The following is a 24,245-nucleotide window of genomic DNA, read 5'->3' on the forward strand; positions in this document are numbered from 1 at the left end:
GGCTTACGGGCTCGCGGACTTGCAGACGTACGGTCTGCGAGCTCACGGGCGTTCGGCGGGCGTGCGGGCGTGCGGTTGCGCGTGCGAGGGCGGTCAGGGGGTGTCCGGGTCCACGACGGCCAGGAGGGCGCCGACCTCCACCTGCTGTCCCTCGGTCGCGTGCAGGGCGCTCAGCGTTCCGGTGACCGGCGCGGAGATCCTGTGCTGCATCTTCATCGCCTCCAGCCAGAGCAGGGGGTCTCCGGCCCGTACGGAGGCGCCTGCGGCCAGTCCGTCCGCGACCCGTACGACCGTGCCCGGCATCGGGGCCAGCAGGGAACCCGGCGCGAGCTGGGCGGTGGGGTCGGGGAAGCGGGGCAGGACGGTGAGGGCGGTGCCGTTGACCCACACCCGGTCGCCGTGCCGGCCGACCTCGAACCGGTGCCGGACGCCGTCCACGTCGAGGACGACGAGCCCGGCCTCGGCGCGCACCACCTGGACCTCGTCGGCGGCGAGCCCGTCCCGGGTGTGCCGGTAGCGCGCCTCGTGCTCCTCGCCGGCCAGGGCGTACCGCTTGACCTGCGGCTGCGAGGGCAGGTTGCGCCAGCCGCCGAACCGGGAGCGGCCGTGGGCGTCGGCGAGGGCGGCGGCGAGCGGGGCGTACGGGTCGGGGGCCGGTTCGGTCAGCGCGGGCAGGTGCCGGTCGTAGAAGCCGGTGTCCATGCGGCCTTCCACGAACTCCGGGTGCCGCAGGGAGCGGACGAGCAGGTCCCGGTTGGTGACGGGACCGTGGACCACCGCCCGCTCCAGGGCGGACGCCAGCTTGCGGACCGCCTCCGCGCGGGTGGGCGCGTGGGCGACGACCTTGGCGATCATCGGGTCGTAGTGGACGCCGATGTCGTCGCCGTCGGCGAATCCGGTGTCCAGGCGGACCCCTCCGGGGACGGCGAGGCGGTGCAGGCGGCCGGTCTGCGGCGCCCAGTCATGGGCGGGGTCCTCGGCGTACAGGCGGGCCTCCACGGCGTGCCCACGCGCGCGTGGCGGGTCGTTCTCGAGGGTGTGGCCCTCGGCGACGCGGATCTGTTCGGCGACGAGGTCGAGGCCGAACACGGCCTCCGTGACCGGGTGTTCCACTTGCAGCCGGGTGTTCATCTCCAGGAAGTGCGCCCTGCCCCCGGCCACGAGGAACTCGACGGTTCCGGCACCCGTGTAGCCGACCGCGCGGGCGGCGCGCACGGCGAGCGCGTGGAGTTCCGCGGTGAGTTCCCCGGTCAGGGCGGGTGCCGGGGACTCCTCGATCACCTTCTGGTGGCGGCGCTGAAGGGAGCAGTCCCGGGTGCCGAGCGCCCACACCGTGCCGTGCGTGTCGGCGAGGACCTGCACCTCCACATGGCGCCCGCCCTCCACATACGGCTCGACGAACACCTCGCCGTCTCCGAAGGCGCTCGCGGCCTCCGCGCGCGCGGCGGCCAGTTCGGCGTCCAGGTCGGCGAGGCCGCGTACGACGCGCATGCCGCGCCCGCCGCCGCCCGCGGCCGCCTTCACCAGCACCGGCAGGTCGGCCTCGGTGACCTCGCGCAGGGGCGCGACGCCCATGAGTTCCTTGGCGCGCGTCTTGGACGCCATCGCCTCGATCGCCTCGGGGGGCGGCCCGATCCACACCAGGCCGGCGTCCTGGACGGCGCGCGCGAAGTCGGCGTTCTCGGAGAGGAAGCCGTAGCCGGGGTGCACGGCGTCCGCGCCGGCCGCGAGCGCGGCCTTCACGACGAGGTCGCCGCGCAGATACGTGTCGGCGGGCGCCGCCCCCGGAAGGCGTACGGACGCGTCCGCCACGCGCGCGTGCAGCGCGTTCTCGTCGGCGTCCGAGTGCACGGCCACCGTCCGGATGCCCAGTTCACCGCAGGTGCGGGCGATCCGGCAGGCGATTTCGCCCCGGTTGGCGACGAGGACAGTACTGATCACCATGATCCCCTCACATCCGGAAGACGCCGAAGCCACCGCGCACGCCCTCGTAGGGCGCCGTGTGGACGGCCGACAGGCACAGGCCGAGGACGGTGCGGGTGTCGCGCGGGTCGATGACGCCGTCGTCGTACAGCCGCCCGGACAGGAACATGGGCAGCGACTCGGACTCGATCTGCTGCTCGACCATGGCGCGCAGCGCCGCGTCCGCCTCGTCGTCGTAGGGCCGGCCCTTCGCCGCCGCCGACTGCCGGGCGACGATGGACAGCACCCCGGCGAGCTGCTGCGGGCCCATGACGGCGGACTTGGCGCCGGGCCAGGCGAACAGGAACCGCGGGTCGTACGCCCGCCCGCACATGCCGTAGTGCCCGGCGCCGTACGAGGCGCCCATGAGGACCGACAGGTGGGGGACCTTCGAGTTGCTGACCGCGTTGATCATCATGGCGCCGTGCTTGATGATGCCGCCCTGCTCGTACTCCTTGCCGACCATGTAGCCGGTGGTGTTGTGCAGGAAGAGCAGCGGGATGTCGCGCTGGTTGGCGAGCTGGATGAACTGGGCGGCCTTCTGCGACTCCTCGCTGAACAGCACCCCTTGGGCGTTCGCGAGGATGCCCACGGGATAGCCGTGCAGGGCGGCCCAGCCGGTGGTCAGGCTGGTCCCGTAGAGCGGTTTGAACTCGTCGAAGTCGGAGCCGTCGACGATCCGGGCGATCACCTCGCGCGGGTCGAAGGGGATCTTCAGGTCGCCGGGGACGATGCCCAGGAGCTCGTCCTGGTCGTACGTGGGCGGCTCGGCCGGCCCGGGGTCGGGGTACGCCTTGCGGTGGTTGAGGCGGGCCACGACCCGCCGGGCCTGGCGCAGGGCGTCCGGTTCGTCGACGGCGAAGTGGTCGGCGAGGCCCGACACGCGCGCGTGCATCCCGGCGCCGCCCAGGGACTCGTCGTCGCTCTCCTCCCCGGTGGCCATCTTCACCAGCGGCGGACCGCCGAGAAACACCTTCGCCCGCTCCTTGACCATGATCACGTGGTCGGACATGCCGGGGATGTACGCGCCCCCGGCGGTGGAGTTGCCGAAGACGACGGCGACGGTCGGGATGCCGGCCGCCGACAGCCTGGTCAGGTCCCGGAAGATCGCCCCGCCGGGGATGAAGATCTCCTTCTGCGAGGGCAGGTCGGCGCCGCCGGACTCCACCAGGCTGATGACCGGCAGCCGGTTGGCGAGCGCGATGTCGTTCGCTCTCAGGGCCTTCTTCAGGCTCCACGGGTTGCTGGCGCCGCCGCGCACCGTCGGGTCGTTGGCCGTGATCAGGCACTCCACGCCCTCGACGACACCGATCCCGGTGACCAGGGAGGCGCCGGTCGTGTACTCGCTGCCCCAGGCGGCCAGCGGGGACAGCTCCAGGAACGGGGTGTCGGGGTCGAGGAGCAGTTCGATGCGTTCGCGCGCGAGCAGCTTGCCGCGTCCGCGGTGCCGGTCGACGTACTTCCCGCCGCCGCCCGCCAGGGCCTTGGCGTGTTCGGTGTCGAGTGCGGCGAGCTTGCCGAGCATGGCCTCGCGGTGGGCCCGGTAGTCGGGTCCCGCCGTGTCCAGGGCGGATGCGAGGACCGTCACAGGAGGACCTCCGGGATGTCCAGATGGCGGGAGCGCAGCCATTCGCCGAGCGCTTTGGCCTGCGGGTCGAAACGGGCCTGCGCGGCGACGCCCTCGCCGAGGATGCCCTCGACGACGAAGTTCAGGGCGCGCAGGCGGGGCAGTACGTGCCGGGTGACGGGCAGGCCGGCGGCCTCGGGGATCAGTTCGCGCAACCGCCCGACGGTCAGCTCGTGCGCGAGCCACCGCCAGGCGTCGTCGTCCCGCGCCCACACCCCGACGTTGGCGTTCCCGCCCTTGTCCCCGCTGCGGGCGCCGGCGATCAGGCCGAGGGGGGCGCGTCGGGCCGGGCCGGGGGCCAGGGGGTGTGGCAGCTCCGGCTCCGGCACGTCCGCGAGTACGGCGGTGGCGGGGGGCCGGCCCACCGGGATGCGACGGCCGTCATGGAGGACGGCCACATGGTCGACGGAACCATGGGGGACGTACACATCCTCGAACACCCCATACGGGGCGCCCTTCCCCGGTGGGGCCGCCACATGGAATCCGGGGTAACTGGCCAGCGCCAGCTCGATGGCGGCCCCGCTCAACGCCCGCCCGACCGCCTCCTGCTCCGGGTCCCGTACGACGAGCCGCAGCAGCGCACTCGCGGTCTCCTCCGTACCGGCGTCGGGCCGGTCGGTCCGCACGAGGTCCCAGCGCACCTCGGCGGGCGGCGACTTGGCGAGCGCGCCGGTCATCTGCTCCTTCACCAGGTCCGCCTTGGCCTCGATGTCGAGGCCGGTGAGGACGAACACGACCTCGTTGCGGAATCCGCCGAGCCGGCTCCGCCCGACCTTGAGCGTGGGCGGCGGCGCCTCTCCTTCGGCTCCTTCGACGCGTACCCGGTCGGGCCCGTCCTGGCCGATCCGCACACGGTCGAGCCGGGCGGTGACGTCCGGCCCGGCGTACCGGGCGCCGCCGGTCTCGTAGAGCAGCTGTGCGGTGACGGTGCCGACATCGACGAAGCCGCCGGTGCCGGGGTGCTTGGTGATGACGCTGCTGCCGTCCTCACGCAGCTCGGCGAGCGGGAAGCCGGGCCGCAGGAGGTCGCCGGGGGGCCGCTCGCCGAAGAAGGCGTAGTTGCCACCGGTGGCCTGGGTTCCGCACTCCAGCACGTGCCCGGCGACGACGGCCCCCGCGAGCCGGTCGTAATCGGTCGGCGCCCATCCGAAGTGCGCGGCGGCCGGACCGGTGACCAGGGCGGCGTCGGTGACCCGCCCGGTCACGACGACGTCGGCGCCCTCGCGCAGACAGGCCGCGATGCCGAAGCCGCCGAGGTAGGCGTGCGCGGCGAGGCTCCCCGGATGCCGGGCGGTGAGGTCGTCGCCCTCGACGTGCGCGACCCGCACCGGGATGCCGAGCCGCCCGGCCAGCTCCCGCACGGCACCGGCGAGCCCTCCCGGGTTGAGCCCTCCGGCGTTGGCGACGATGCGCACCCCCCGCTCGTGGGCGAGGCCGAGGCACTCCTCCAGTTGCCGCAGGAAGGTGCGGGCGTACCCGGCGGAGGGGTCCCCCAGCCGGTCGCGGGCGAGGATGAGCATGGTCAGCTCGGCGAGGTAGTCGCCGGTGAGGACGTCGAGTTCACCGTCGGCGAGCATCTCGCGCAGGGCGTCGAAGCGGTCCCCGTAGAAGCCGGAGGCGTTGCCGATCCGCAGGGCCGCCGTCACGGGGTGTTCCCCTCGCCGTCCTCGCCCTCCCCCTTGGGGGGACGTCCGCCGCCGGGCGGCCCGGCGAAGGCCTGGGCGATGTCGAGCCAGCGGTCGGCGTCGGGCCCCTCGGCGGTGAGGGCGAGATCGGCGCGGTGGGCGCGCTGGGTGACCAGGAGGCAGAAGTCGAGCGCGGGCCCGCTGACGCGCTGCGGGGCGTCGACGGGACCGTACCCCCACAGCTCACCCCCCGGCGCGACGAGTTCGACGCGGAAGGGGCCGTCGGGCGGGGTGAGCCCCTGCACGCCGTAGGCGAAGTCCCGGGTCCGCACCCCGAGCCAGGCCACATGCCTCAGCCGGTCGGTGGGTGGCCGCAACACACCGATCGTGTCCGCGAGGTCGAGCCCGTGGGCCCAGGTCTCCATGAGCCGGGCCGTCGCCATGGAGGCCGCCGACATGGGCGGCCCGTACCAGGGAAAGCGCATGCCGGGGGGCGCGGAGCGCAGCCCCTTCTCCAGCGCCGCCCGCCCCTCGCGCCACCGCGCGAGCAGCTCGGCGGGCGCGAGCCGCGCGTACTCCTCGGCGCCCTCGTCGACGAAGGTGTGCGGGGCGGCGAGCGCCTGTTCCACCAGCCGATGGAAGCCTTCCGGGTCCGTGACGGCGAGCAGTGCCGAATGGTCGGTCCAGGCGAGGTGCGCGATCTGATGGGCGACGCTCCACCCGGCGGCGGGCGTCGCGAGCCCCCACTCCTCGGGCTCGAGCCCGGCCACGAGCCGGTCGACCTCCTCGCTCTCCTCACGCAGATCGTCGATCACGGACAGCGGATCGGACACGAGGCGCTCCCCTCGGGGCACGGGCACGGCGGTGTGCGGCGCGGATTCCCGGAGCATGGCAGCGGCACCAGAAACAATCAAGCATGCTTGCATGAATTGGGGCGGGACCTGTCCCGCCGTCGGGCGCGGGCACCCGTGGCCGGCCCGGGAGGCCGGCACCATGAGCAATCCATGAGCAATCAGGGAAGGGAGGCGTCCATCGCCCGGCGGTCATGCCACCGGATCGGGCGTGACCTGCCAGATGGCGACGAGCTCCGAGCGTGACGTGACCATGTACACGAAGAAGCCGCCGGCGACGAAAGCGTGCTTCGCCCCCTCGTCCATCCCCTCGTACGCGGGGCCGTGGAGATGCAGGGCTTCCGCCGCCCCGACCAGTTCATCGGCCGTCTTCGCCACCTCGGCCAGAAACGCCGCCGGGGCTCCCGACGCCACGGTCTCCTCGTCGGGTACGTACTCCCAGCCCCAGGTCACCCGGCCAGCACCGCCCTGGCCGCCTCGCGGTACAGGGAACTCGCCGTGGCCAGATGGCCGCGTGCCTCTTCCACCGTGGTCGCGATCCCGGCCAGGTACTCGGCGCGGTGGTAGTCCTTCGCCGCAGCCGGATGACGCTCGATTTCGATGAGGGCAGCCCAGTGGCTGAGATAGGCGTGGACCGGCTTGAGCGATCCGTGCTCCACCGCTTCGGCCGGCGCTTGGTCCTTCGCCTGGTCGTACGCGGCCAGAAGGCCGGGCGCGACGACCGCACAGGCGGCCCGGAGGGCGCCCGGCGTGCGCTCGGGACGAGGAATCAGCGGTCGGTCACCGGCGGTCTCGGTGTGCTGCACGCTCATGTCGCTGTTCCCTCCGTGTCCTCGGCGGACGAGCCAGTCACCCTCCGGAGAACGACTGGTTGTTGATTCGAGATACGGAAGGGACTCTAATACCGCCTCTCCCCTCCCCGTCGCCGTAACCGTCAGGACTCGCCCCCCGGCACCTTCGCGCGCCCCCGCCCCACCTGTGTCCGTACCGCCCCCATGCTCGCCACGATGACCAGGGCGATGGCGGCGGCCTGGGTGAGGGTGAGGGCCTGGCTGAGGATGAGGAAGCCGGCGGCCGCGGCGATCGCGGGTTCCAGGCTCATGAGGACGGCGAACGTGGAGGCGGGCAGCCTGCGCAGGGCGAGGAGTTCCAGGGTGTACGGGAGGACGGAGGAGAGCACCGCGACCGCCGCGCCCAGGGCGAGGATCGTGGGATCGATGAGCTTCGTGCCGGACTCGGCGATGCCCAGCGGCAGGAACAGCAGCGCCGCCACCGCCATGGCGAGGGCGAGCCCGTCGGCCTGCGGGAAGCGGCGGCCCGTCCGCGCGCTGAAGATGATGTAGGCCGCCCACATGACTCCCGCCCCCAGGGCGAAGACGACACCCAGGGGATCGAGGCTGCCGAAGCCTCCGCCACCGAGCAGGAAGACGCCGGCGAGGGCGAGTCCGGCCCAGACGAAGTTGATCGCGCGCCGGGAGGCCAGGACGGAGAGGGCGAGCGGGCCGAGAACCTCCAGGGTGACCGCCGTACCGAGGGGGATGCGGGCGACGGACTGGTAGAAGAGGCCGTTCATCCCGGCCATGGCGACACCGAAGGCGATCACCGTGGTCCAGTCGGCGCGCGAGTGCCCGCGCAGCCGGGGCCGGCACACCACGAGCAGCACGATCGCGGCCACCATCAGCCGCAGCGTCACGACCCCGAGCGCACCGGCCCGCGGCATCAGCGTCACCGCGAGCGCCCCGCCGAACTGCACGGAGATCCCCCCGGCGAGCACCAGGCCGACCGGCCCCAGGGAGCCGCGCCCGCGCGGGGCGCCCGTCGGCGCGGACGCATGGCCCCGGCCTGTCGAAGGAGCGGCGGCGGCCGGGTTGGACGTGGTGGCGGCACTGGGGGTGGTCACGGGGCCTTCCAGACATGTGTCGTGCGGGAGCGGGGCGCGGGAGCCGGCCTTCGCGGAGGGTGCGTCCGGAGGCACTGCCCGGTCCCGACCAGTGGACCGGGTCAGGACCGTGGAGCTTTTACATACCTGACCATGCGGCCCCCGCCCCGCCACGGTCAACTCCGTCCGTCACCCGGACCGGCCTACGGACCCGCCCCCTGGGGGACCTCGGCCCGCAACTCCCTCACCAAGGCGCGCACGACGGCGGACCCGGCCAGTTCGCTGGTGGTGACATAGCCGACCCGGCGGGTCGGACGCCCGGGTCCGAGATCGGTGATCTCGACCGAGTCCGGCGCTCCGACCAAGGAGAGCGCGGGCATGATCGCCATTCCGTGGCCTCCGCCCACCAAGGAGAGCACCGCTCCGTCGTCCTCGGCCTCGACGGTCGCCATCGGGATCCAGTCCTGCGCGGCCCACCAGTCGCGGGTGTACGAGCCGCAGTTCTCGACCCAGTCGACCAGCGGCAGCGAGCGCGGGTCGGCCTGGCCCGCCGCGTGCACCAGGGCATACGGCTCCTCCAGGAGTCCGCCGGCGACCAGCCCCGGCGGAAGCGGCACGGAGCCGCCCAGCGTGGTGATGCCCATGTCGGCTTTCCCGTCGGCCACTTCGCCCGCGGTACCGCGCCCCACCTCGCGTACGATCCGCACCCGTGGCTCGATTCCGGGATGCCGGGCGCGCAGCCGCCGCAGGACGGGCGGCAGCAGGTGGAGAGCCGCGCTGCGGAAGGCCGCGATCCGCAGCGGCCCCTCCGCCGGGCCGGGCCGGGCCGCGCCGCGCGCCTCGGCGGTCAGGACGTCCAGCAGACGGAGCACGCGGCGGGCGTACGCGACGGCCCTCTCTCCCGCGGGGGTGGGGCGGGCGCCGGTGCGGCCTCGTTCGAAGAGGACAGCACCGATCTTGCGCTCGCTGCCGCGCACCGAGTGGGAGACCGCGGACTGGGTCAGACCGAGTGCGCCGGCCGCGGCGGAGAAGCCGCCGGTGTCCGCGACCGCCACCACGACGCGCAGCTCGTGCGGGGCGCTCGCGGTGCCGCATCTGCAGAGCGGCCGGCTCGCCCCGGACGAGACGGTGGTCGACGGGTTCGAGCACATCGTGGACGCGTTCCTGGGAATGCTGCGCGGCGAGAACACCGACAAGATCATCGTGCGGGGGGCGAGTGAGCAGCCCTGACTGCGGTGAGCGGCCCTCACGCGGCAGGTGCCGGGGAGCGTGCTGTCCCGGGCACCTGCCGCCGTCAGGAAAGCCGGGGCGGGGTGGGAGCGGGGCGCCGGGTCGGGTGGGCGAGGTCCGGGACCTCGATGCCCGGCTCGCGCAGGCGGGCGGCCACCTCGGCCGGACTCCTGCCCGTCCTGCTCGCCACGGCCAGGATCTCCGCGATGTCCATCGACTTGCCGAGCTGGGGCATGGCCTCCAGCAGATCACTGCCGCGCACGTCGAGCACGGGCGGCACGTGGACCTCGTGGCCGAGCAGTGTCAGGCGTTCCCCGCTCTCCTGGGGGCTGCGGCCGGTGGCCCGCGCGGCACGCAGCACGTGCTTCAACGATGGGGTCCTTCCCCAGTGGAGCCAGGGCCCGCGGGCATCCAGGCCCTCGCTGAGCAGGAGGATGTCCTCCTCTTCGAAACCGCCCGCGTCGGGCAGCTGTCGCTCGCCGTAACCGAGCTCCCCGCAGCGGTCGTTGATCTCCTTCGGGGTGCGGCCGAGGATCTTCGCCACGAGGAGGACGTGAAAGGTGTCGGAGGTGTCGACGGGCGAGGGGCGGGCACCGGGACGGGTACCGTCCCCACCAGGGAACCCCTTGTCCGCCCCGCTCCTACCTCCCGAGGCCCCGTGCGACGACTCATTGCCCGTCTCTGGCGACTTCTGCGCCCCGTTCAGAGCCGCGTCATGTGGTTCCTGAACGCCAAGTTCGTGGTCGGTGTGACCGGCGTCGTACGCGACGACGAGGGGCGGGTCCTGCTGCTCCGGCACCGGATGTGGCCACCGGGCCGTCAGTGGGGCCTGCCGAGCGGCTTCGCGCACAAGGATGAGGACTTCCGGCACACCGTGGTGCGCGAGGTCAAGGAGGAGACCGGCCTCGACGTGGAGGTGGGCCGCCTCGTCATGCTGAACAGCGGTTTCCGCACCCGCCTGGAAGTGGCCTACGAGGCCCGCCTGCTGGGCGGCGAGCTGCGCATCGACCCCTTCGAGATCCTGGAGGCCCGCTGGTGCCGCCCGGACGACCTCCCCGAGGACATCCAGCCGGTGTGCGGGCCGCTGGTACGGGGCGAGACCGTGCCGTGAACCACGCGTGCTTCCGCCTTGCCGAATGCCCGGCGGACCACCGGACGATCTTCACGGACCGACCCGCCCCTGCCCCTCCCCCGCAGAACGGGGTTCCGGAGGGGAACGAATCGTCGCAGCGGCTGCGGCGGCTCATTCGAGCGGGTCGAGGACAACAGGGCGGTATCTGCTCACGCTTGTCCGTCCAGGGCCTGAGCCAGCACCTCCGCCAGGTGCCTGCCCCGCACCCCCGCCAGTTGCTCCAGCTGCGTCCGGCAGGAGAAGCCGTCGGCCAGGACCACCGCGTCCTTTGGTGCCTCCCGCACCGCCGGCAGGAGCTGGTCCTCCGCACAGGCCGTGGACACCTCGTAGTGGCCCTTCTCGAAGCCGAAGTTGCCCGCGAGGCCGCAGCAGCCGCCGCTCAGTTCGCCGGTGAGACCCGCCGCGGCACGCAGCCCGCGGTCGGCCGTGTCGCCGAGGACCGCGTGCTGGTGGCAGTGGGTCTGGCCGGTCACCGGAAGGTCCAGGGCGGGCGGGGTCCAGTGGGGCGCGTACTGCTGCAGGGTCTCCGCGAAGGTGCGCACGCGGGCAGCCAGGAGCGCCGCGCGGGGGTCGTCGTGCAGCAGCTCCGGCGCGTCCGTGCGCAGGGCCGCCGCGCAGCTCGGTTCGAGGACGACGACCGGGACGTCGGTGGCCAGTACCGGTTCCATCAGGTCGAGGGTGCGGCGCAGCACCGCACGGGCGTGGTCGAGCTGGCCCGTCGAGAGGTACGTGAGGCCGCAGCAGACCCGGCCCCGACGGGCCGTCAGCAACCGTGCCGCCGACCGTGAGCGGCCGTCCCCCACCGGGCGCCCGTCCAGTCGCAGCGTCGGCGGCAGGGCCACCCGCAGGCCCGCCGCCTCCAGGACCCGTACGGCCGCCCGGCCCACGGAGGGCGAGAGGTGCTCGGTGAAGGTGTCCGGCCACAGGATCACCAGGTCACCGTCACCGGAGGGCACGGCGGTTCGCCGTCCCCGCCACCACCGCGTGAACGTCTCCCCCGCGACCCGCGGGATCTCCCGCTCCCGCGCGATCCCGCCCAGCCGCTTCGCCACCCGGGCGAGCGGGCCCACCGAGGCCAGTCCGTTGACCACCCCCGCCGACCTCGTCCGCGCCACCCAGCCCAGCCACACCGGCAGCCGTCCCATCGCGTAGTGGGCGGCGGGGCGGCGGCGGCCGGCGTAGTGGTGGTGGAGGAACTCCGCCTTGTAGGTGGCCATGTCGACCCCGACCGGGCAGTCCGAACGGCAGCCCTTGCAGGACAGGCACAGGTCCAGGGCGTCCCGTACCTCCGTGGACCGCCAGCCGTCGGTCACCAGCTCGCCGGCGAGCATCTCGTGCAGCAGACGGGCGCGCCCGCGCGTGGAGTGTTCTTCCTCGCCCGTCGCCCGGAAGGAGGGGCACATCACCGCCGGCCCCGACACCGACGTCGTACGGCACTTGGCGACGCCCACGCAACGGCGGACCGCCGCCGAGAAGTCACCGCCGTCGGACGGGTAGCCGAAGGCCACGTCCACCGGCTCCCTCGGCAGGACGGAGAAGCGGAGGTTCGCGTCCAGGGGCGCGGGGCGCACCAGCATCCCCGGGTTGAGCAGGTCGTCCGGGTCCCAGACGCCCTTCACCCGCTCGAAGAGGGCCACCATGTCCGGGCCGTACATGCGCGGCAGCAGTTCGGCGCGCGCCTGCCCGTCGCCGTGTTCGCCGGAGAGCGATCCGCCGTGCGCCACGACCAGGCCGGCCAGTTCCTCGGAGAAGTGGCGGAAGCGGGCGACACCCGGACCGGTCAGCAGGTCGAAGTCGATCCGGACGTGGATGCAGCCGTCCCCGAAGTGCCCGTACGGGGCGCCGCGCAGTCCGTGGGCGGCCAGCAGGCCCCGGAAGTCCCGCAGGTACGCGCCGAGCCGGGCGGGCGGTACCGCGCAGTCCTCCCAGCCGGGCCAGGCCTCGGTGCCGTCCGTCATCCGGGTCGCCGTGCCGCTCGCGTCCTCCCGGATCCGCCACAGCGTCCGCTGCCGGCCCGGGTCGGTGACCACCAGGGCGTCCACGACGTCCGCCGCGCGGACGATCGTCTCCGCACGCGCGCGTGCCTCCCCTTCCGTCTCCCCGCCGGTCTCCACGAACAGCCAGGCTCCCCCGCGCGGGAGGTCCACCGCGGACGGCACCAGGTCGGCCGCCATGCCCTCCACGGTCAGCGGGCGGTGCTCCAGCAGCCCGGCCGCGGCCTCGGCGGCCCCGCTCTCGTCGGCGTAGGCCAGCACGGCGAGCGCACGCGCGCGGGGCGCCTCGACGAGCCGGACCACCGCCTCCGTCAGCACGCCCAGCGTGCCCTCCGAGCCGCAGAAGGAGCGGGCGACGTCGGCGCCCTTCTCGGGCAGCAGGGCGTCCAGGGCGTATCCGGAGATACGGCGGGGCAGCTCGGGGAAGCCGGTGCGCAGGCGGGCGAGTTCGCCCTCGGCCAGCTCCCGCAGTCCCGCCGGGGCCCCGGCCCATGCCCGCCCCAGCAGCAGCCGCTCGCCGCGCGGGGTGACGACCGACAGGTGCCGCACGCTGTCCGCCGTGGTGCCCCAGGCGACGGAGTGGGAGCCGCAGGAGTTGTTGCCGATCATGCCGCCGAGGGTGCAGCGGCTGTGGGTGGAGGGGTCGGGGCCGAAGCGCAGTCCGTGCGGGGCGGCAGCTTCCTGGAGCCGGTCGAGGACGAGACCGGGCTGCACGACGGCCGTGCGGGTCCGAGGGTCGAGGGAGAGCAGGCGGTTCATGTGCCGGGTGAAGTCGAGCACCACACCGGTGCCGGTGGCCTGCCCCGCGATCGACGTGCCGCCACCGCGCGGCACCACGGGGACGCCGTACGTCCGGCAGACCGACAGCGCCGCCACCACGTCGTCGGCGTCCCGGGGAGCCACCACGCCGAGCGGCACCCGGCGGTAATTGGAGGCGTCCATGGTCGTCAGCGCCCGCGCGGTGGTGCCGAAGTCCACCTCGCCGCGCACGGCCGCGCGCAGCCCTGCCCGCAGTTCCCGCAGATCCGTCATGCTTTCAGGATGCCTCGGGGACGGGCGGAGCACCGACGAGGGCGCACCTCCCCGCACGGCACCCGCGGCGAGGGGTACCGCCACGGGACCGGCTGGAACCGCCACACGCCCCGCCGTAGGACCACCACACCCACCGTGGAACCGCCGCAGGACCGGCTGAAACCACCGCACGCCCCGCCGCGGAACCGCCACACCCACCGTGGAACCGCCGCAGGACCGGCTGAAACCACCGCACCTCCCGCCGCGGAACCGCCGCAGGACCGGCTGAAACCACCGCACCTCCCGCCGCGGAACCGCCACACGTCCCGCCGCACGCCCGCCCTGGGACCGCCCTGGGGTCCATTCCCCTCCAGGTTGGCCCACCTCCCGAAAAACGGAACCTGAATCTTCCCAAGCTGATCACAAACTCTCATATAGTGAGCGCGAGTTGCGCGCAGTTGTCGGACCTCGTTCCCAAGGCGACCCCGGAACCGGGTCCGGCGACCCCATCGAACCGCCCGAGCGCCGCAGGGACGACGGCACCCGGGCGGACCCGACCGAGGACCGACCGAGGACCTGATTGATGACCTCCCCCCTGCTCCCCGGCAACCGCCCCACCCCCCGCAGCCTGTTGCCCGCCCCCCTGATCACCGCGGTGCTCGCCGCGGTCGGGGTCGTCGCCGCGGTGCTGCTGGGACCGGAACCCGCACGCGGCGCCGTCGGGGTGACCGGGACGGTGGCGGCCCTGCTGCTGTGTGCGGCCGTCACCTGGGCCACCCACGCCGTCCTGTCCGCGCGAGCGCTCCGCGTGCGGCTGGAGACGGCCAACGTGGACGTCGACCGGCTGATCCAGGAACGCACCCGGCAGGCGGAGGAGGCCCGCCGCCAGCACGAGCGGCTGACCGGCGAACTCACCCGGGAACGGGCCCGCCTGTCGGCCGAGCTGGACCAGGAGCGGGCCCACCTCGCCCAGTCCCTGGCCGCGGAACGCGATCGCCTCGACGAACAACACCTCATCACCACCCAACGGTTGACGCAGGGGCACACCGTCGAGCGGGCGCGGCTCACCGACGAGCACACCGCCGAGCGGTCCCGGCTCACCGAGCAGCACACCGCCGAGATCGCCCGCCTCACGGACGGCCACACGGCCTCGCTCGCCCGGCTCACCGACGAGCACACCGCCGCACTCTCGCGGCTCGCCGACGAGCACGCCGCGGAACTGCGCCGGCGCGACGAGGAACACGCCGCCCACACCGCTGCGTTGGTCCAGGAGCGCACCGCCGAGCGCGACCGGCTCGGCCAGGTGCGCGACCGGCTGAGCGAGGAACGGGACCGGCTGTCCCGGGACCGGGACCGGCACATCGACGAGAACGCCCGGCTGGCCGTCCGGCTGCGCGAGGCCAACAGCGCCCGCTCCGCGGCGCTCTCCGCGACCGCCAACGTCGCCGGCCGGATGCAGGCCCTGTCCACCGGCATGCTCGCGGACCTGCGCGCGATGGAGGACAAGCATCACGACGAGGAGGTCCTCGCGGATCTCCTCCACCTCGACCACCGCACCGCACAGGCGGGCAGGCTCGCCGACTCCGTCGCCGTCCTCACCGGCGCCCGTTCGGGCCGTCGTTGGGCCCGGCCGATCGGCATGGAGTCGATCCTGCGCGGCGCCATGGGCCGGATCAGCGGCTATCAGCGCGTCCGCGTCCACTCCGCGAGCGACATCGCCGTCGCCGGGCACGCCGCCGAGGGCGTGATGCACGCGGTCGCCGAACTCCTCGACAACGCGGCCAACTTCTCGCCACCGACCGCCGAAGTGCATGTCTACGTCGAGGAAGTGCCGGCCGGGGTCATCGTGTCCGTCGAGGACAGCGGGCTCGTCATGGGCGAGGCCCAACTGCGGCGCGCCGAGCGGGCGGTCTCCGGCGAGACCACCGGGCTCGGGGGCCTCACCGGCACACGGCTCGGACTCGCCGTGGTGGGCCGGCTGGCCCGACGGTACGGACTCCGGGTCTCGTACCGTCCCTCGGCCCGCGGCGGCACGGGCGTCCTCATACTCGTCCCGCAGGACATCCTCGTACCGCCGGACGCTCCCAGGACGCCGTCCGCCGTCGCCGCCGCACCGTCCTCCCTCTCCTCGTCGCTCCCGGCCGCGCCGACGGCTCCCACCACGCCACCGGCACGGTCCGCATCGGCCGGAGAGACCGTGCCGTCCGGGAAGACGTCCGGGAAGACTCCGGCGACAGCACCGACGACGGCGCCGGACGAGTCGTCGGGCCCGACCCTGCCCCGCCGTCGCGACAACCGTCCGGCCGACGCACCGGCGGCCCACCCGGCCGAGAGCACGACCGGCAGTACGGCCCCGGAGCCGAGCCGCGGCATCCCGTCCGGCACGATCCCTGCGCCACGGAACCCGGCCACCCGCACCCCCTCCCGTACGGCGCCCACGGCAAGCGCCACGGGCCACTCGACGTCCCGCGCCGGAGCCGACGGCCCCGACCCCGATCCGGTGCCCGCGCACGATTCCGCCGGCCGGGGCACGGACACGCCCTCGCTGAACCTCCCCCGCCGCCGCCGCGGCCGGACCCTGGCCGAGGCCGAGCGCACCCACGGCACAAGCCGTGCCGACGCCCCGCCCAAGGCTCCGCCCACCGCCGAGGAGACGAAGGCCCGCACGGCCCGCTTCAGCAGCTTCCGCCAGGCCGTACGCGCCACCGCGACGGAACCGGCCACAGACCCCACAACGGACACGGCCCCAGACACGGCCACCGACGCGACCGCAGACACGGCCGCAGGCGCCGGAGGCACCCCGAACGGGGACGCCGAAGCGATCACCTCCACCCCCACCCCCGCAACACCGGAAGGCGACACCACCTCATGACCGGCACGACGACCGCCGACGAGAAGCTCACCTGGCTGATAGAGGGCCTGCTGGAGCGCACCCCGGGCGCGCGGCACGCGCTCGTGCTGTCCAGGGACGGCCTGAAACTGTGCCGCACCCCCGAACTCTCCGCCGACCAGGCCGACCAGCTCGCCGCGATCGCCGCGGGCATCCAGTCGCTGTCGCACGGCGCGTCCGTGGAGTTCGGCGACGGCAGCGGAGGCGTCCGCTCGGCGATGACCGAGTTCTACGGCGGCGTGCTGTTCATCGTGGAGGCCGGCCAGGGCGCGCATCTGGCCGTGGTCACCAGTGAGGACGCCGACGCAGGGCTCATCGGGCACAACATGAGCGAGCTCGTGGAGCAGATCGGGGAGCACCTGACCGCTCCGCCGCGCTCCGCATGAGCAGGCCGGGCAGGGACGACTCCCCGGACCGCCTCTACACCCTCACCGGCGGACGCAGCCGGTCCGGGCCCGACAACCCCTTCGACCTGGTCACCCTGGTCGTCGCCGAGTGCGATCCGGTGCCCGGCATGCAGTCCGAGCACGCCGCGATCCTGCGGCTGACCGAACGACCCACGGCGGTCGTGGAGATCGCGGCCGAGCTGAAACTGCCGGTGAGCATCACCCGCATCCTGCTCGCCGACCTCCAGGCGTCGGGCCGCGTCAGCGCCCGGCACCCGCGCAAGGCCGCCGTACCCGACCCCGACATCCTGGAGCAGGTGCTCGTTGGACTCCGCAACCTCTGACACGCGTACACCACTGGGCGCGTCGGCCGACAACGGCCTCAAGATCGTGGTCGTGGGCGGCTTCGGCGCCGGCAAGACGACGATGGTCCGCTCGGTGAGCGAGATACGTCCCCTCAACACCGAGGAGACGATGACCCAGGCCGGCGAGGCCGTCGACGACCTCAGCGGGGTGCACGGCAAGACCGCGACGACCGTGGCCTTCGACTTCGGCCGCATCACCCTGGACAGCCGCAACGTGCTGTACCTGTTCGGGGCGCCCGGCCAGGAGCGCTTCTGGTTCCTGTGGGACCGGCTGTTCTCCGGCACCCTGGGCGCGGTCGTCCTGGTCGACACCCGGCGCATCGACGACTCCTGGTACGCCATCGACCGGCTGGAGAAGCACGGCACGCCGTTCATCGTGGCCTGCAACGACTTCGGCGGCCCCGCCTTCGCGCCGGAACAGATCCGCGAGGCCCTCGACCTCGATCCGCACGTCCCGCTGGTCACCTGTGACGCGCGGTCCCGGGAGTCCAGCAAGCTGGTGCTGATCACGCTGGTGGAGCACATCCAGACCCTCTACGCCGACCAGGCCCGAGCCTCCCGTCAGGAGCTGGTGTGAGCCCTGCTTCCGCTCCCCACCCCGTCCACTTCAGCGGCCCCCTGCTCCAGGACGACCCGGCCGGGGTGTACCGGGAGATGCGGCGCGACCACGGCAGCGTGGTCCCGGTGCTGCTGGACGGCGACGTACCGGCCTGGCTGGTGGTCGGCTACCGCGAACTGCACCAGATCACCGGGGACCCGGTGCTGTTCAGCCGCGACTCCGACCTGTGGAACCAGTGGGAGAACATCCCCGACGACTGGCCGCTGCTGCCGATGATCGGCCGCAAGCAGCCGTCGATCCTCTACACGGTCGGCGAGCGGCACCGCGAGCGGGCCGGGATGCTGGTCGACGCGCTGGAGGCGGTCGATCCGTTCGAACTGCGCGGCTACGCCGAGAAGTTCGCCGACGAACTGATCGACGGCATCTGCCCCCGGGGCGCGGCCGACATCATCAACGAGTTCGCGACGCTGCTGCCCGTACGCGTGCTGGCCCGGCTCTACGGCTTCTCCGACGAGCAGGGGCCGGCGCTCGTCACCGCCCTCAACGACATGATCGACGGGCGGGAGCGGGCGCTGGCCGGCCAGACCCACCTGTTCACGTCGATGACCGAACTGGTCACCGCGCGCAGGAAGGCGCCCGCCGACGACGTGGCGTCACGGATGCTCGCCGACACCTCCGGGTTCACCGACGAGGAGATCGTCCAGGACCTGATGGTGATGCTGGCGGCCGGACACCAGCCGACCGCCGACTGGATCGGCAACTCCCTGCACCTGATGCTGACGGACAAGCGGTTCGCCGCTTCCCTGTTCGGCGGCCGCAACAGCGTCGCCGAGGCGATGAACGAGGTGCTGTGGGAGGACACTCCCACCCAGAACGTGGCCGGCCGCTGGGCCTCCCGCGACACCCAGCTCGGCGGGTGCCGCGTCCGCGCCGGAGACATGCTGCTCCTCGGCCTCCAGGGCGCCAACTCCGATCCCCAGGTGCGGACCGACAGCTCGGCCCTGACCGGCGGCAACAGCGCGCACTTCTCCTTCGGCCACGGGGAGCACCGCTGCCCGTTCCCGGCGCAGGAGATCGCCGAGGTGATCGCACGGACCGGCATCGAGGTCGTCCTGGACCGCCTGCCGGACATCGACCTGGCGGTGCCGGCCCCGTCCCTGTCCCGCCGCCCGTCGCCGTGGCTGCGCGGCATGTCCGAACTTCCGGTCACTTTCACACCCACTCCCGCCCTTGGAGGCTCCCTCACATGACGGCTGGTACGGACACACGGACACCCGCGCCCGGCACCGAGGGGAACCCGATCCCCCTGGACCCGTTCGTCTCCGACCTGGACGCGGAGAGCGCGGCGCTGCGCGCCGCGGGCCCGCTCGCACGCGTGGTCCTGCCGGGCGATGTGCCGGTATGGGCGGTCACGCACCACGCCGAGGCCAAGAAGCTGCTCACCGACCCCCGCGTGGTGAAGGACATCAACGTCTGGGGCGCCTGGCAGCGCGGCGAGATCGCCCCCGACTGGGCACTGATCGGACTGGCCAACCCGGGCCGCTCCATGCTGACCGTGGACGGCGCCGACCACCGTCGCCTGCGCACCCTGGTCGCCCAGGCGCTCACCGTGCGCCGGGTGGAGCGGATGCGTGAGCGCATCACGGAGCTGACCGAGGGCCTGCTGGACCGGGTGGCCGAGGCGCAGGGCGAAACGGTCGACCTGAAGGCCCTGTTCGCCTACCCGCTGCCGATGTACGTGGTCGCCGACCTGATGGGGCTCGCGGAGGAGCGGCTGCCGCGGCTGAAGGAGCTGTTCGAGAAGTTCTTCTCGACGCAGACCCCGCCCGAGGAGGTCATCGCCACGCTGACCGAGCTGGCGCAGATCATGGCCGAGACGGTCGCGCGCAAGCGGGAGAACCCCGGCGACGACCTGACGTCCGCGCTGATCCAGGCGTCCGAGGACGGCGACCGGCTCACCGACCAGGAGATCGTCTCCACCCTCCAGTTGATGATCGCGGCCGGTCACGAGACGACGATCTCGCTCATCGTCAACGCGGTGGTCGGCCTCTCCCTCCACCCCGAGCAGCGGGCGCTGGTGCTGTCCGGCAAGGTGGACTGGTCGGCGGTGGTCGAGGAGACGCTGCGGCACTCCACGCCCACCTCCCACGTGCTGATCCGGTTCGCCACCGAGGACGTACCGGTCGGCGACACCGTCCTCCCGGCCGGGGAGGCGCTGATCGTGTCGTACGCCGCGATCGGCCGGGACGAGCAGGCGCACGGTCCGAGCGCCGTCGACTTCGACATCACCCGCGAGAGTGCCAACCGGCACATCTCCTTCGGCCACGGCCCGCACGTGTGCCCCGGCGCGGCCCTGTCCCGCCTGGAGGCGGGCGTGGCCCTGCCCGCCCTGTACGCGCGCTTCCCGAAGCTGGACCTGGCGGTCCCGGCGGACGAACTGCGCAACAAGCCGGTGGTCACGCAGAACGACCTGTACGAGCTGCCGGTGAAGCTCGGCGGCTGACCGGGGCCGGGGCGGGTGCGGGAGGACGGTGGACCGTTCTCCCGCACCCGCCCCGCACACGTCCGTGGTGGTGCGACACCCGTCTCAGCCGACGGACGATGTTTCGCCCGGGTTTCCCGGAGCCGCTAGGCTCCCGTCTCGTGGCTGAGATCCGGATTCCTGCTGACATCAAGCCCGCCGACGGTCGTTTCGGTGCGGGCCCCTCCAAGGTGCGGACGGAAGCGCTGGACGCGCTGGCCGCGACCGGCACGTCCCTGCTGGGCACCTCCCACCGCCAGGCCCCGGTGAAGAACCTGGTCGGCGAGGTGCGCGAGGGCATCGGCGAGCTGTTCCAGCTCCCCGAGGGCTACGAGGTCGTCCTCGGCAACGGCGGCTCCACCGCCTTCTGGGACATCGCGACCCACGGCCTGATCGAGAACAAGTCGCAGCACCTCACCTTCGGCGAGTTCAGCTCCAAGTTCGCCAAGGCCGCCAAGCTCGCCCCGTGGCTCGCCGAGCCGACCGTCGTCTCCGCCGACCCGGGCACGCACCCCGAGGCGACCGCCGAGGCCGGTGTGGACGTCTACGCCTTCACGCACAACGAGACCTCCACCGGCGTCGCCATGCCGATCAAGCGGGTGCCCGGCGCCGACGAGGGTGCCCTGGTCCTCGTGGACGCGACGAGCGGCGCCGGCGGCCTGCCCGTCGACATCGCCGAGACGGACGTCTACTACTTCGCCCCGCAGAAGTCCTTCGCCTCCGACGGCGGCCTGTGGATCGGCGTGTTCTCCCCGGCCGCGATCGAGCGCGCCGAGCGCGTCCACGCCTCCGGCCGCCACATCCCGGAGTTCTTCAGCCTGCCCACGGCGATCGACAACTCCCGCAAGAACCAGACGTACAACACCCCGGCCCTCGCCACCGTGTTCCTGCTGAACGAGCAGCTGAAGTGGCTCAACGGCCAGGGCGGCCTCGACTTCGCCACCGGCCGCACCAAGGACTCGTCGTCCCGCCTGTACGGCTGGGCCGAGGAGTCGAAGTTCGCGACCCCGTTCGTCACCGACCCGGCGAAGCGCTCCCAGGTCATCGGCACCATCGACTTCACGGACGAGGTCGACGCCGCCGCGGTCGCCAAGGTGCTGCGCGCCAACGGCATCGTCGACACCGAGCCCTACCGCAAGCTCGGCCGCAACCAGCTCCGGGTCGCGATGTTCCCGGCGATCGACCCGGCGGACGTCGAGGCCCTGACGAAGTGCGTGGACTACGTCATCGGGCAGCTGTAGGCATCACCCGCACGACGACGAAGGGCGCCCGGCGGATCACCCCGGGCGCCCTTTCGTGCGTGCGGTGCCTACGCGAACTGACGCAGGAACGCCTGCCAGCCCTCTCGGGAGACGGTGAGCAGAGGGCCGTTGCACTGCTTGCTGTCGCGGACGGCTCGGCCGTGGTCGGCCGTGTCGGCGATCTCCACGCATTCGCCCTGCTGACTGGAGTACGACGACTTCCGGAAGAGGCCCACTATTTCGCTCACGATCGGCTCCCCTAGATGCTCTGCAGTACGTCTCGGACGAGCTTCGCGCTCGCGTCCGGTGCCAGTGCCAGTGCCAGTGCCAGTGCCAGTGCCAGTGCCAGTGCCGTCGATCGTAGGAGTTCGTACGAACTCGCGTAAACAGCCAGGTCGTCCGGAGACTCGATAACAGACGTACTCATCAGGTCGTCCATGGTCACCGCCTCGATCGCCGACTCCGCATCGAAGCTGAAGGCAGAGAAAGCCGAGGCGGCAGCCGCCAGTGTTCCAGCACTGAACGGCAGAACCTGCACGGTGATGTTCTCGCGTTCCCCGGCTTCAAGGAGCGCCGACAACTGCTTTCGGTGAACGTCCGCACCCACCAGGGGGTACATGACGACCGCTTCCCAGATGACAGCGGTGTACCGGGCCCTGCCCTCCGCGATCTTCTCTTGCCGCCGCCTCCGCACCCCCACCAGCCGGGCGACCTGCTCAGGGTCAAGCCGGTTGGGACCGCCTGCGATGACCTCTTCCGCGTAGGCCAGGGTCTGCAACAGTCCTCCCGAGCCGCCTCCGGCCGAGAGCCGACCGGAACTGGTCCAGCGGTACCGCGAGGTGGCCGCGGAGTTCCCGACGTCGGATCTGCCCCCGCTGGAAACGGCGTACTGGCTCGTCAAACCGCGCTCCTTGGTACGGGGCACATGGCCGGCCCCCTCGGAGGCGGTGGCGTAGCTCGCCGAGCGGCTGACCGAGTTCGCCCCCCGGTTCGCGAGTGAGGCGCAGCGCGACGGCCGGCACCTTACCGCCCTCGTCGCCTCCGCCGCCCGGCGCATCGGATCGGGCGGGAACGTATCACTGGGTTTCTACCTCAAACGCCCCTCCTTCCTTTCCCTGGCCCTGGTGACCTGCCTCCCGGGCCACAGGCACCTGGAACTCCGGTGCCCCCTGGCCTGAGCCGCGTGGCCCGTACGCCGGCGGGGGCCCGGCAGGTCACTGGACGCTGTGGGCGCATCCGGCGGACCTGGGGCATGAGTCCGCCGAGCGTGACACTTTCCGGGAATGTGTCACGGTCGCGGCCGGAGTACCCGGCTCCGGCGGTACGGGCTCGCGGAGCCCGGAACGCCAGGCCGAATCGACCAGCAGCATCCGCCACTGCGCCGGGCCCCTGATCACACATCACTCACGTCGCCGTGCAGCTCACGCTCGGCGCGCTCCCGCCGCCGGGTGCGCCTCCGAAGCCGAGACTCGCCGAACCGCCCGTCGGAACTGCGCCGTTGTGCGCGGCGTTGACGGCGGTGACGGTCGCCCCGGACTGGGTGTACGAGGCGTTCCACATACTGGTGACCCGCTGGGTGCCGCTCCAGGTCCACGTCACCTTCCAGGACTTCAGCGGCACGGTCCCGGTGTTGGTGACCTTCACGTCGGCGTTGAAGCCGCCGCCCCAGTCACTGCTGACGGTGTAGGCGGCGGTGCACTTGGCCGTGTCACCGGGGCCGCCCGGGTCTCCCGGTCCGCCGGGGTCTCCCGCCGCGAATCCCGGCGCCTTGATGTCCGCGAGGTAGCCGTCCTTCACCGTGTCCACGGTCGTCCAGTCGTCCTTCAGGATGCCGCCGGTGTCACCGGAGTTGGGGTTCCAGGACCAGAACGTCCAGTGGAAGCTGTCGGCCCCGTGCCCCGACGTGGACCGCAGATACGACACCAGTGCGGACAGCCACCGCTGGTCCACGCCCGACTGGAGCGTCGTACCGAACTCGCCGAGCCAGACCGGGGCGATGTCCTGCTTGAAGATGTAGCCCCAGTACTTGTCCCAGATCCCGGACATGTTGGCGGGGAACGACGGGTCCTCGAACCAGGGCTGTCGGCCCACGCTGGTGGCGTAGTCGTGCGCGGAGTAGACGAGCCGGTTCGGCACGGCCAGGCGGACCGGATACTGGGCGACGCCCATCAGGTTGCCGCCCCACCAACCGTTGACCCCGTTGTGCGACTGCACGCCCTCGACGAAGACCAGCAGGTCGGGGTTGACGGACAGCACCGCGTTGCCGGCCCGCTCGGCGGCCAGCCGCCAGTCCCGCGCCGTGTCGCCGCAGCCCCAGCAGGCGGGGTCGTGAGGCTCGTTGTGCGGGTCGATGCCGATGACGGTCGCATTGCCCAGGTAACGGGCAGCGAGCGCCTTGAGGTTGGTGATCCAGGTCGACTCCGGGACCGCCGAGGTGTACCAGAGCGCGGACTGCGCGGCCGCGTCGGGGCGGTGCCGGTCGAGCACGACCTTCAGGCCCTTCTGCCCCGCGTACGCCACGATCCTGTCCAGCACCTGGAGCGAGGTCAGGCCCCGCAGATCGGTGTTGATGCCGTCGTGGTTGATGCTGCCGGGCATGGCGCCCGGCTTGAGGATGTCGTCGCTGTAGGGGACGCGGAGGGTGTTGTAGCCGAGGGACTTGATCTGGTCGAGCATGCCCTTGTAGTCGCGGGCCCACAGGCCGTGGGCCACCCGGACATCGGTCTCGAAGCCGAACCAGTTGATCCCGGCGATCCGCACGGGCTGCCCCGCCGCGTCCAGGATCTTCCGGCCGCTGGTGTGCCAGTACCCTTCACCGGCCGCCGCCGCGCGGGTCGTCGCGGTACCGGCCGCCGCACGGGCCGCACTGTCGCCCGGCTCCGCCGCACCGGCCGGCTGCACACCCGCCAGCGGCAGCAGGAACGCCGTCACGGCCACGCACACCGCTCTTCGCAAGCTGCGGAACATGTCGC

Annotated in this window: 21 protein-coding genes and 2 pseudogenes; 10 read left to right on the forward strand and 13 right to left on the reverse strand. The window is 72.7% G+C overall.

Translation table 11 applies throughout. From position 1 onward, the window contains the following. Positions 1-93 precede the first annotated feature (93 nt). From ACFPZI_RS08475 to ACFPZI_RS08510, 8 genes are all read right to left on the reverse strand, one after another. The gene (locus tag ACFPZI_RS08475; RefSeq protein ID WP_381360628.1) at positions 94-1,941 is read right to left on the reverse strand and encodes an acetyl/propionyl/methylcrotonyl-CoA carboxylase subunit alpha; all 1,848 of its coding nucleotides are present in this window, start codon (positions 1,939-1,941) and stop codon (positions 94-96) included. A gap of 10 nt (positions 1,942-1,951) precedes the next feature. Further along, positions 1,952-3,550 (reverse strand): acyl-CoA carboxylase subunit beta, encoded by a 1,599-nt coding sequence (locus ACFPZI_RS08480; protein ID WP_381360326.1) that lies wholly within the window; start codon positions 3,548-3,550, stop codon positions 1,952-1,954. Next, positions 3,547-5,235, reverse strand: a complete 1,689-nt coding sequence (locus ACFPZI_RS08485) for an acyclic terpene utilization AtuA family protein (protein WP_381360329.1) — start codon at positions 5,233-5,235, stop codon at positions 3,547-3,549. The genes ACFPZI_RS08480 and ACFPZI_RS08485 overlap by 4 nt, the downstream gene beginning before the upstream one ends. Then, positions 5,232-6,047 carry a TIGR03084 family metal-binding protein gene (locus ACFPZI_RS08490; protein ID WP_381360332.1) on the reverse strand — a complete coding sequence of 272 codons (816 nt, stop codon included), beginning with the start codon at positions 6,045-6,047 and terminating at the stop codon, positions 5,232-5,234. Before ACFPZI_RS08490 ends, ACFPZI_RS08485 begins: the two co-directional genes overlap by 4 nt. A 210-nt stretch (positions 6,048-6,257) precedes the next feature. Then, positions 6,258-6,518 (reverse strand): hypothetical protein, encoded by a 261-nt coding sequence (locus tag ACFPZI_RS08495; RefSeq protein WP_381360335.1) that lies wholly within the window; start codon positions 6,516-6,518, stop codon positions 6,258-6,260. Then, on the reverse strand, positions 6,515-6,877 hold the full coding sequence (locus tag ACFPZI_RS08500; RefSeq protein WP_381360338.1) for a DUF6247 family protein: 363 nt from the start codon (positions 6,875-6,877) through the stop codon (positions 6,515-6,517). Before ACFPZI_RS08500 ends, ACFPZI_RS08495 begins: the two co-directional genes overlap by 4 nt. A 122-nt stretch (positions 6,878-6,999) precedes the next feature. Further along, positions 7,000-7,965 (reverse strand): EamA family transporter, encoded by a 966-nt coding sequence (locus ACFPZI_RS08505; protein WP_381360341.1) that lies wholly within the window; start codon positions 7,963-7,965, stop codon positions 7,000-7,002. 182 nt (positions 7,966-8,147) lie between these two features. After that, the gene (locus ACFPZI_RS08510; RefSeq protein WP_381360344.1) at positions 8,148-9,002 is read right to left on the reverse strand and encodes a LysR family transcriptional regulator; all 855 of its coding nucleotides are present in this window, start codon (positions 9,000-9,002) and stop codon (positions 8,148-8,150) included. 25 nt (positions 9,003-9,027) lie between these two features. On the opposite strand from ACFPZI_RS08510, the pseudogene ACFPZI_RS08515 reads away from it, so the two are divergent. Continuing rightward, a pseudogene (locus tag ACFPZI_RS08515) lies at positions 9,028-9,174 on the forward strand (NADP-dependent oxidoreductase); the annotation flags it as partial. Positions 9,175-9,238: 64 nt separating this feature from the next. Here ACFPZI_RS08515 and ACFPZI_RS08520 read toward each other — a convergent pair. Next, entirely contained in the window at positions 9,239-9,718 is a 480-nt protein-coding gene (locus ACFPZI_RS08520; protein ID WP_381360347.1) for a wHTH domain-containing protein, read from the reverse strand. A 114-nt stretch (positions 9,719-9,832) separates the two neighbouring features. On the opposite strand from ACFPZI_RS08520, the gene ACFPZI_RS08525 reads away from it, so the two are divergent. Further along, positions 9,833-10,285: an NUDIX hydrolase gene (locus ACFPZI_RS08525; RefSeq protein WP_381360350.1), complete on the forward strand. Its 453-nt coding sequence runs from the start codon at positions 9,833-9,835 to the stop codon at positions 10,283-10,285. 170 nt (positions 10,286-10,455) lie between these two features. On the opposite strand, the gene ACFPZI_RS08530 is transcribed toward ACFPZI_RS08525, so the two are convergent. Continuing rightward, a complete protein-coding gene (locus tag ACFPZI_RS08530) occupies positions 10,456-13,332 on the reverse strand; it encodes an FAD-binding and (Fe-S)-binding domain-containing protein (protein WP_381360352.1) in 2,877 nt (958 codons plus the stop codon). A 562-nt stretch (positions 13,333-13,894) separates the two neighbouring features. On the opposite strand from ACFPZI_RS08530, the gene ACFPZI_RS08535 reads away from it, so the two are divergent. The 7 genes from ACFPZI_RS08535 (at position 13,895) to serC (ending at position 21,273) form a co-directional block, all read left to right on the forward strand. Beyond that, the gene (locus ACFPZI_RS08535) at positions 13,895-16,183 is read left to right on the forward strand and encodes an ATP-binding protein (protein WP_381360355.1); all 2,289 of its coding nucleotides are present in this window, start codon (positions 13,895-13,897) and stop codon (positions 16,181-16,183) included. Beyond that, entirely contained in the window at positions 16,180-16,587 is a 408-nt protein-coding gene (locus ACFPZI_RS08540; protein ID WP_381360358.1) for a roadblock/LC7 domain-containing protein, read from the forward strand. The genes ACFPZI_RS08535 and ACFPZI_RS08540 overlap by 4 nt, the downstream gene beginning before the upstream one ends. Further along, positions 16,584-16,931, forward strand: a complete 348-nt coding sequence (locus ACFPZI_RS08545) for a DUF742 domain-containing protein (RefSeq protein WP_381360361.1) — start codon at positions 16,584-16,586, stop codon at positions 16,929-16,931. Before ACFPZI_RS08540 ends, ACFPZI_RS08545 begins: the two co-directional genes overlap by 4 nt. Then, a complete protein-coding gene (locus ACFPZI_RS08550) occupies positions 16,912-17,529 on the forward strand; it encodes a GTP-binding protein (RefSeq protein WP_381360364.1) in 618 nt (205 codons plus the stop codon). Before ACFPZI_RS08545 ends, ACFPZI_RS08550 begins: the two co-directional genes overlap by 20 nt. Next, on the forward strand, positions 17,526-18,761 hold the full coding sequence (locus tag ACFPZI_RS08555) for a cytochrome P450 (RefSeq protein ID WP_381360367.1): 1,236 nt from the start codon (positions 17,526-17,528) through the stop codon (positions 18,759-18,761). Before ACFPZI_RS08550 ends, ACFPZI_RS08555 begins: the two co-directional genes overlap by 4 nt. Next, positions 18,758-20,014: a cytochrome P450 family protein gene (locus ACFPZI_RS08560; RefSeq protein ID WP_381360370.1), complete on the forward strand. Its 1,257-nt coding sequence runs from the start codon at positions 18,758-18,760 to the stop codon at positions 20,012-20,014. The genes ACFPZI_RS08555 and ACFPZI_RS08560 overlap by 4 nt, the downstream gene beginning before the upstream one ends. Positions 20,015-20,154: 140 nt before the next feature. Further along, positions 20,155-21,273: a phosphoserine transaminase gene (gene serC, locus ACFPZI_RS08565; RefSeq protein ID WP_381360373.1), complete on the forward strand. Its 1,119-nt coding sequence runs from the start codon at positions 20,155-20,157 to the stop codon at positions 21,271-21,273. Positions 21,274-21,341: 68 nt separating this feature from the next. Here serC and ACFPZI_RS08570 read toward each other — a convergent pair whose 3' ends face one another. Both ACFPZI_RS08570 and ACFPZI_RS08575 read right to left on the reverse strand, forming a co-directional pair. Further along, positions 21,342-21,521 (reverse strand): DUF397 domain-containing protein, encoded by a 180-nt coding sequence (locus ACFPZI_RS08570; RefSeq protein ID WP_381360376.1) that lies wholly within the window; start codon positions 21,519-21,521, stop codon positions 21,342-21,344. An 11-nt stretch (positions 21,522-21,532) separates the two neighbouring features. Further along, positions 21,533-22,174: a Scr1 family TA system antitoxin-like transcriptional regulator gene (locus tag ACFPZI_RS08575; RefSeq protein ID WP_381360377.1), complete on the reverse strand. Its 642-nt coding sequence runs from the start codon at positions 22,172-22,174 to the stop codon at positions 21,533-21,535. Between ACFPZI_RS08575 and ACFPZI_RS08580 the strand changes: the two are divergent. Further along, positions 22,059-22,451, forward strand: a pseudogene (locus ACFPZI_RS08580) (hypothetical protein); the annotation flags it as partial. The gene ACFPZI_RS08575 and the pseudogene ACFPZI_RS08580 overlap by 116 nt on opposite strands. A gap of 226 nt (positions 22,452-22,677) precedes the next feature. Here ACFPZI_RS08580 and ACFPZI_RS08585 read toward each other — a convergent pair. Further along, positions 22,678-24,240, reverse strand: coding sequence for a cellulase family glycosylhydrolase (locus ACFPZI_RS08585; protein ID WP_381360380.1), 1,563 nt, complete (start codon positions 24,238-24,240; stop codon positions 22,678-22,680). Positions 24,241-24,245: the final 5 nt, after the last annotated feature.

The sequence above is a fragment of the Streptomyces chlorus genome (assembly GCF_042655885.1).
GTDB lineage: Bacteria > Actinomycetota > Actinomycetes > Streptomycetales > Streptomycetaceae > Streptomyces > Streptomyces chlorus.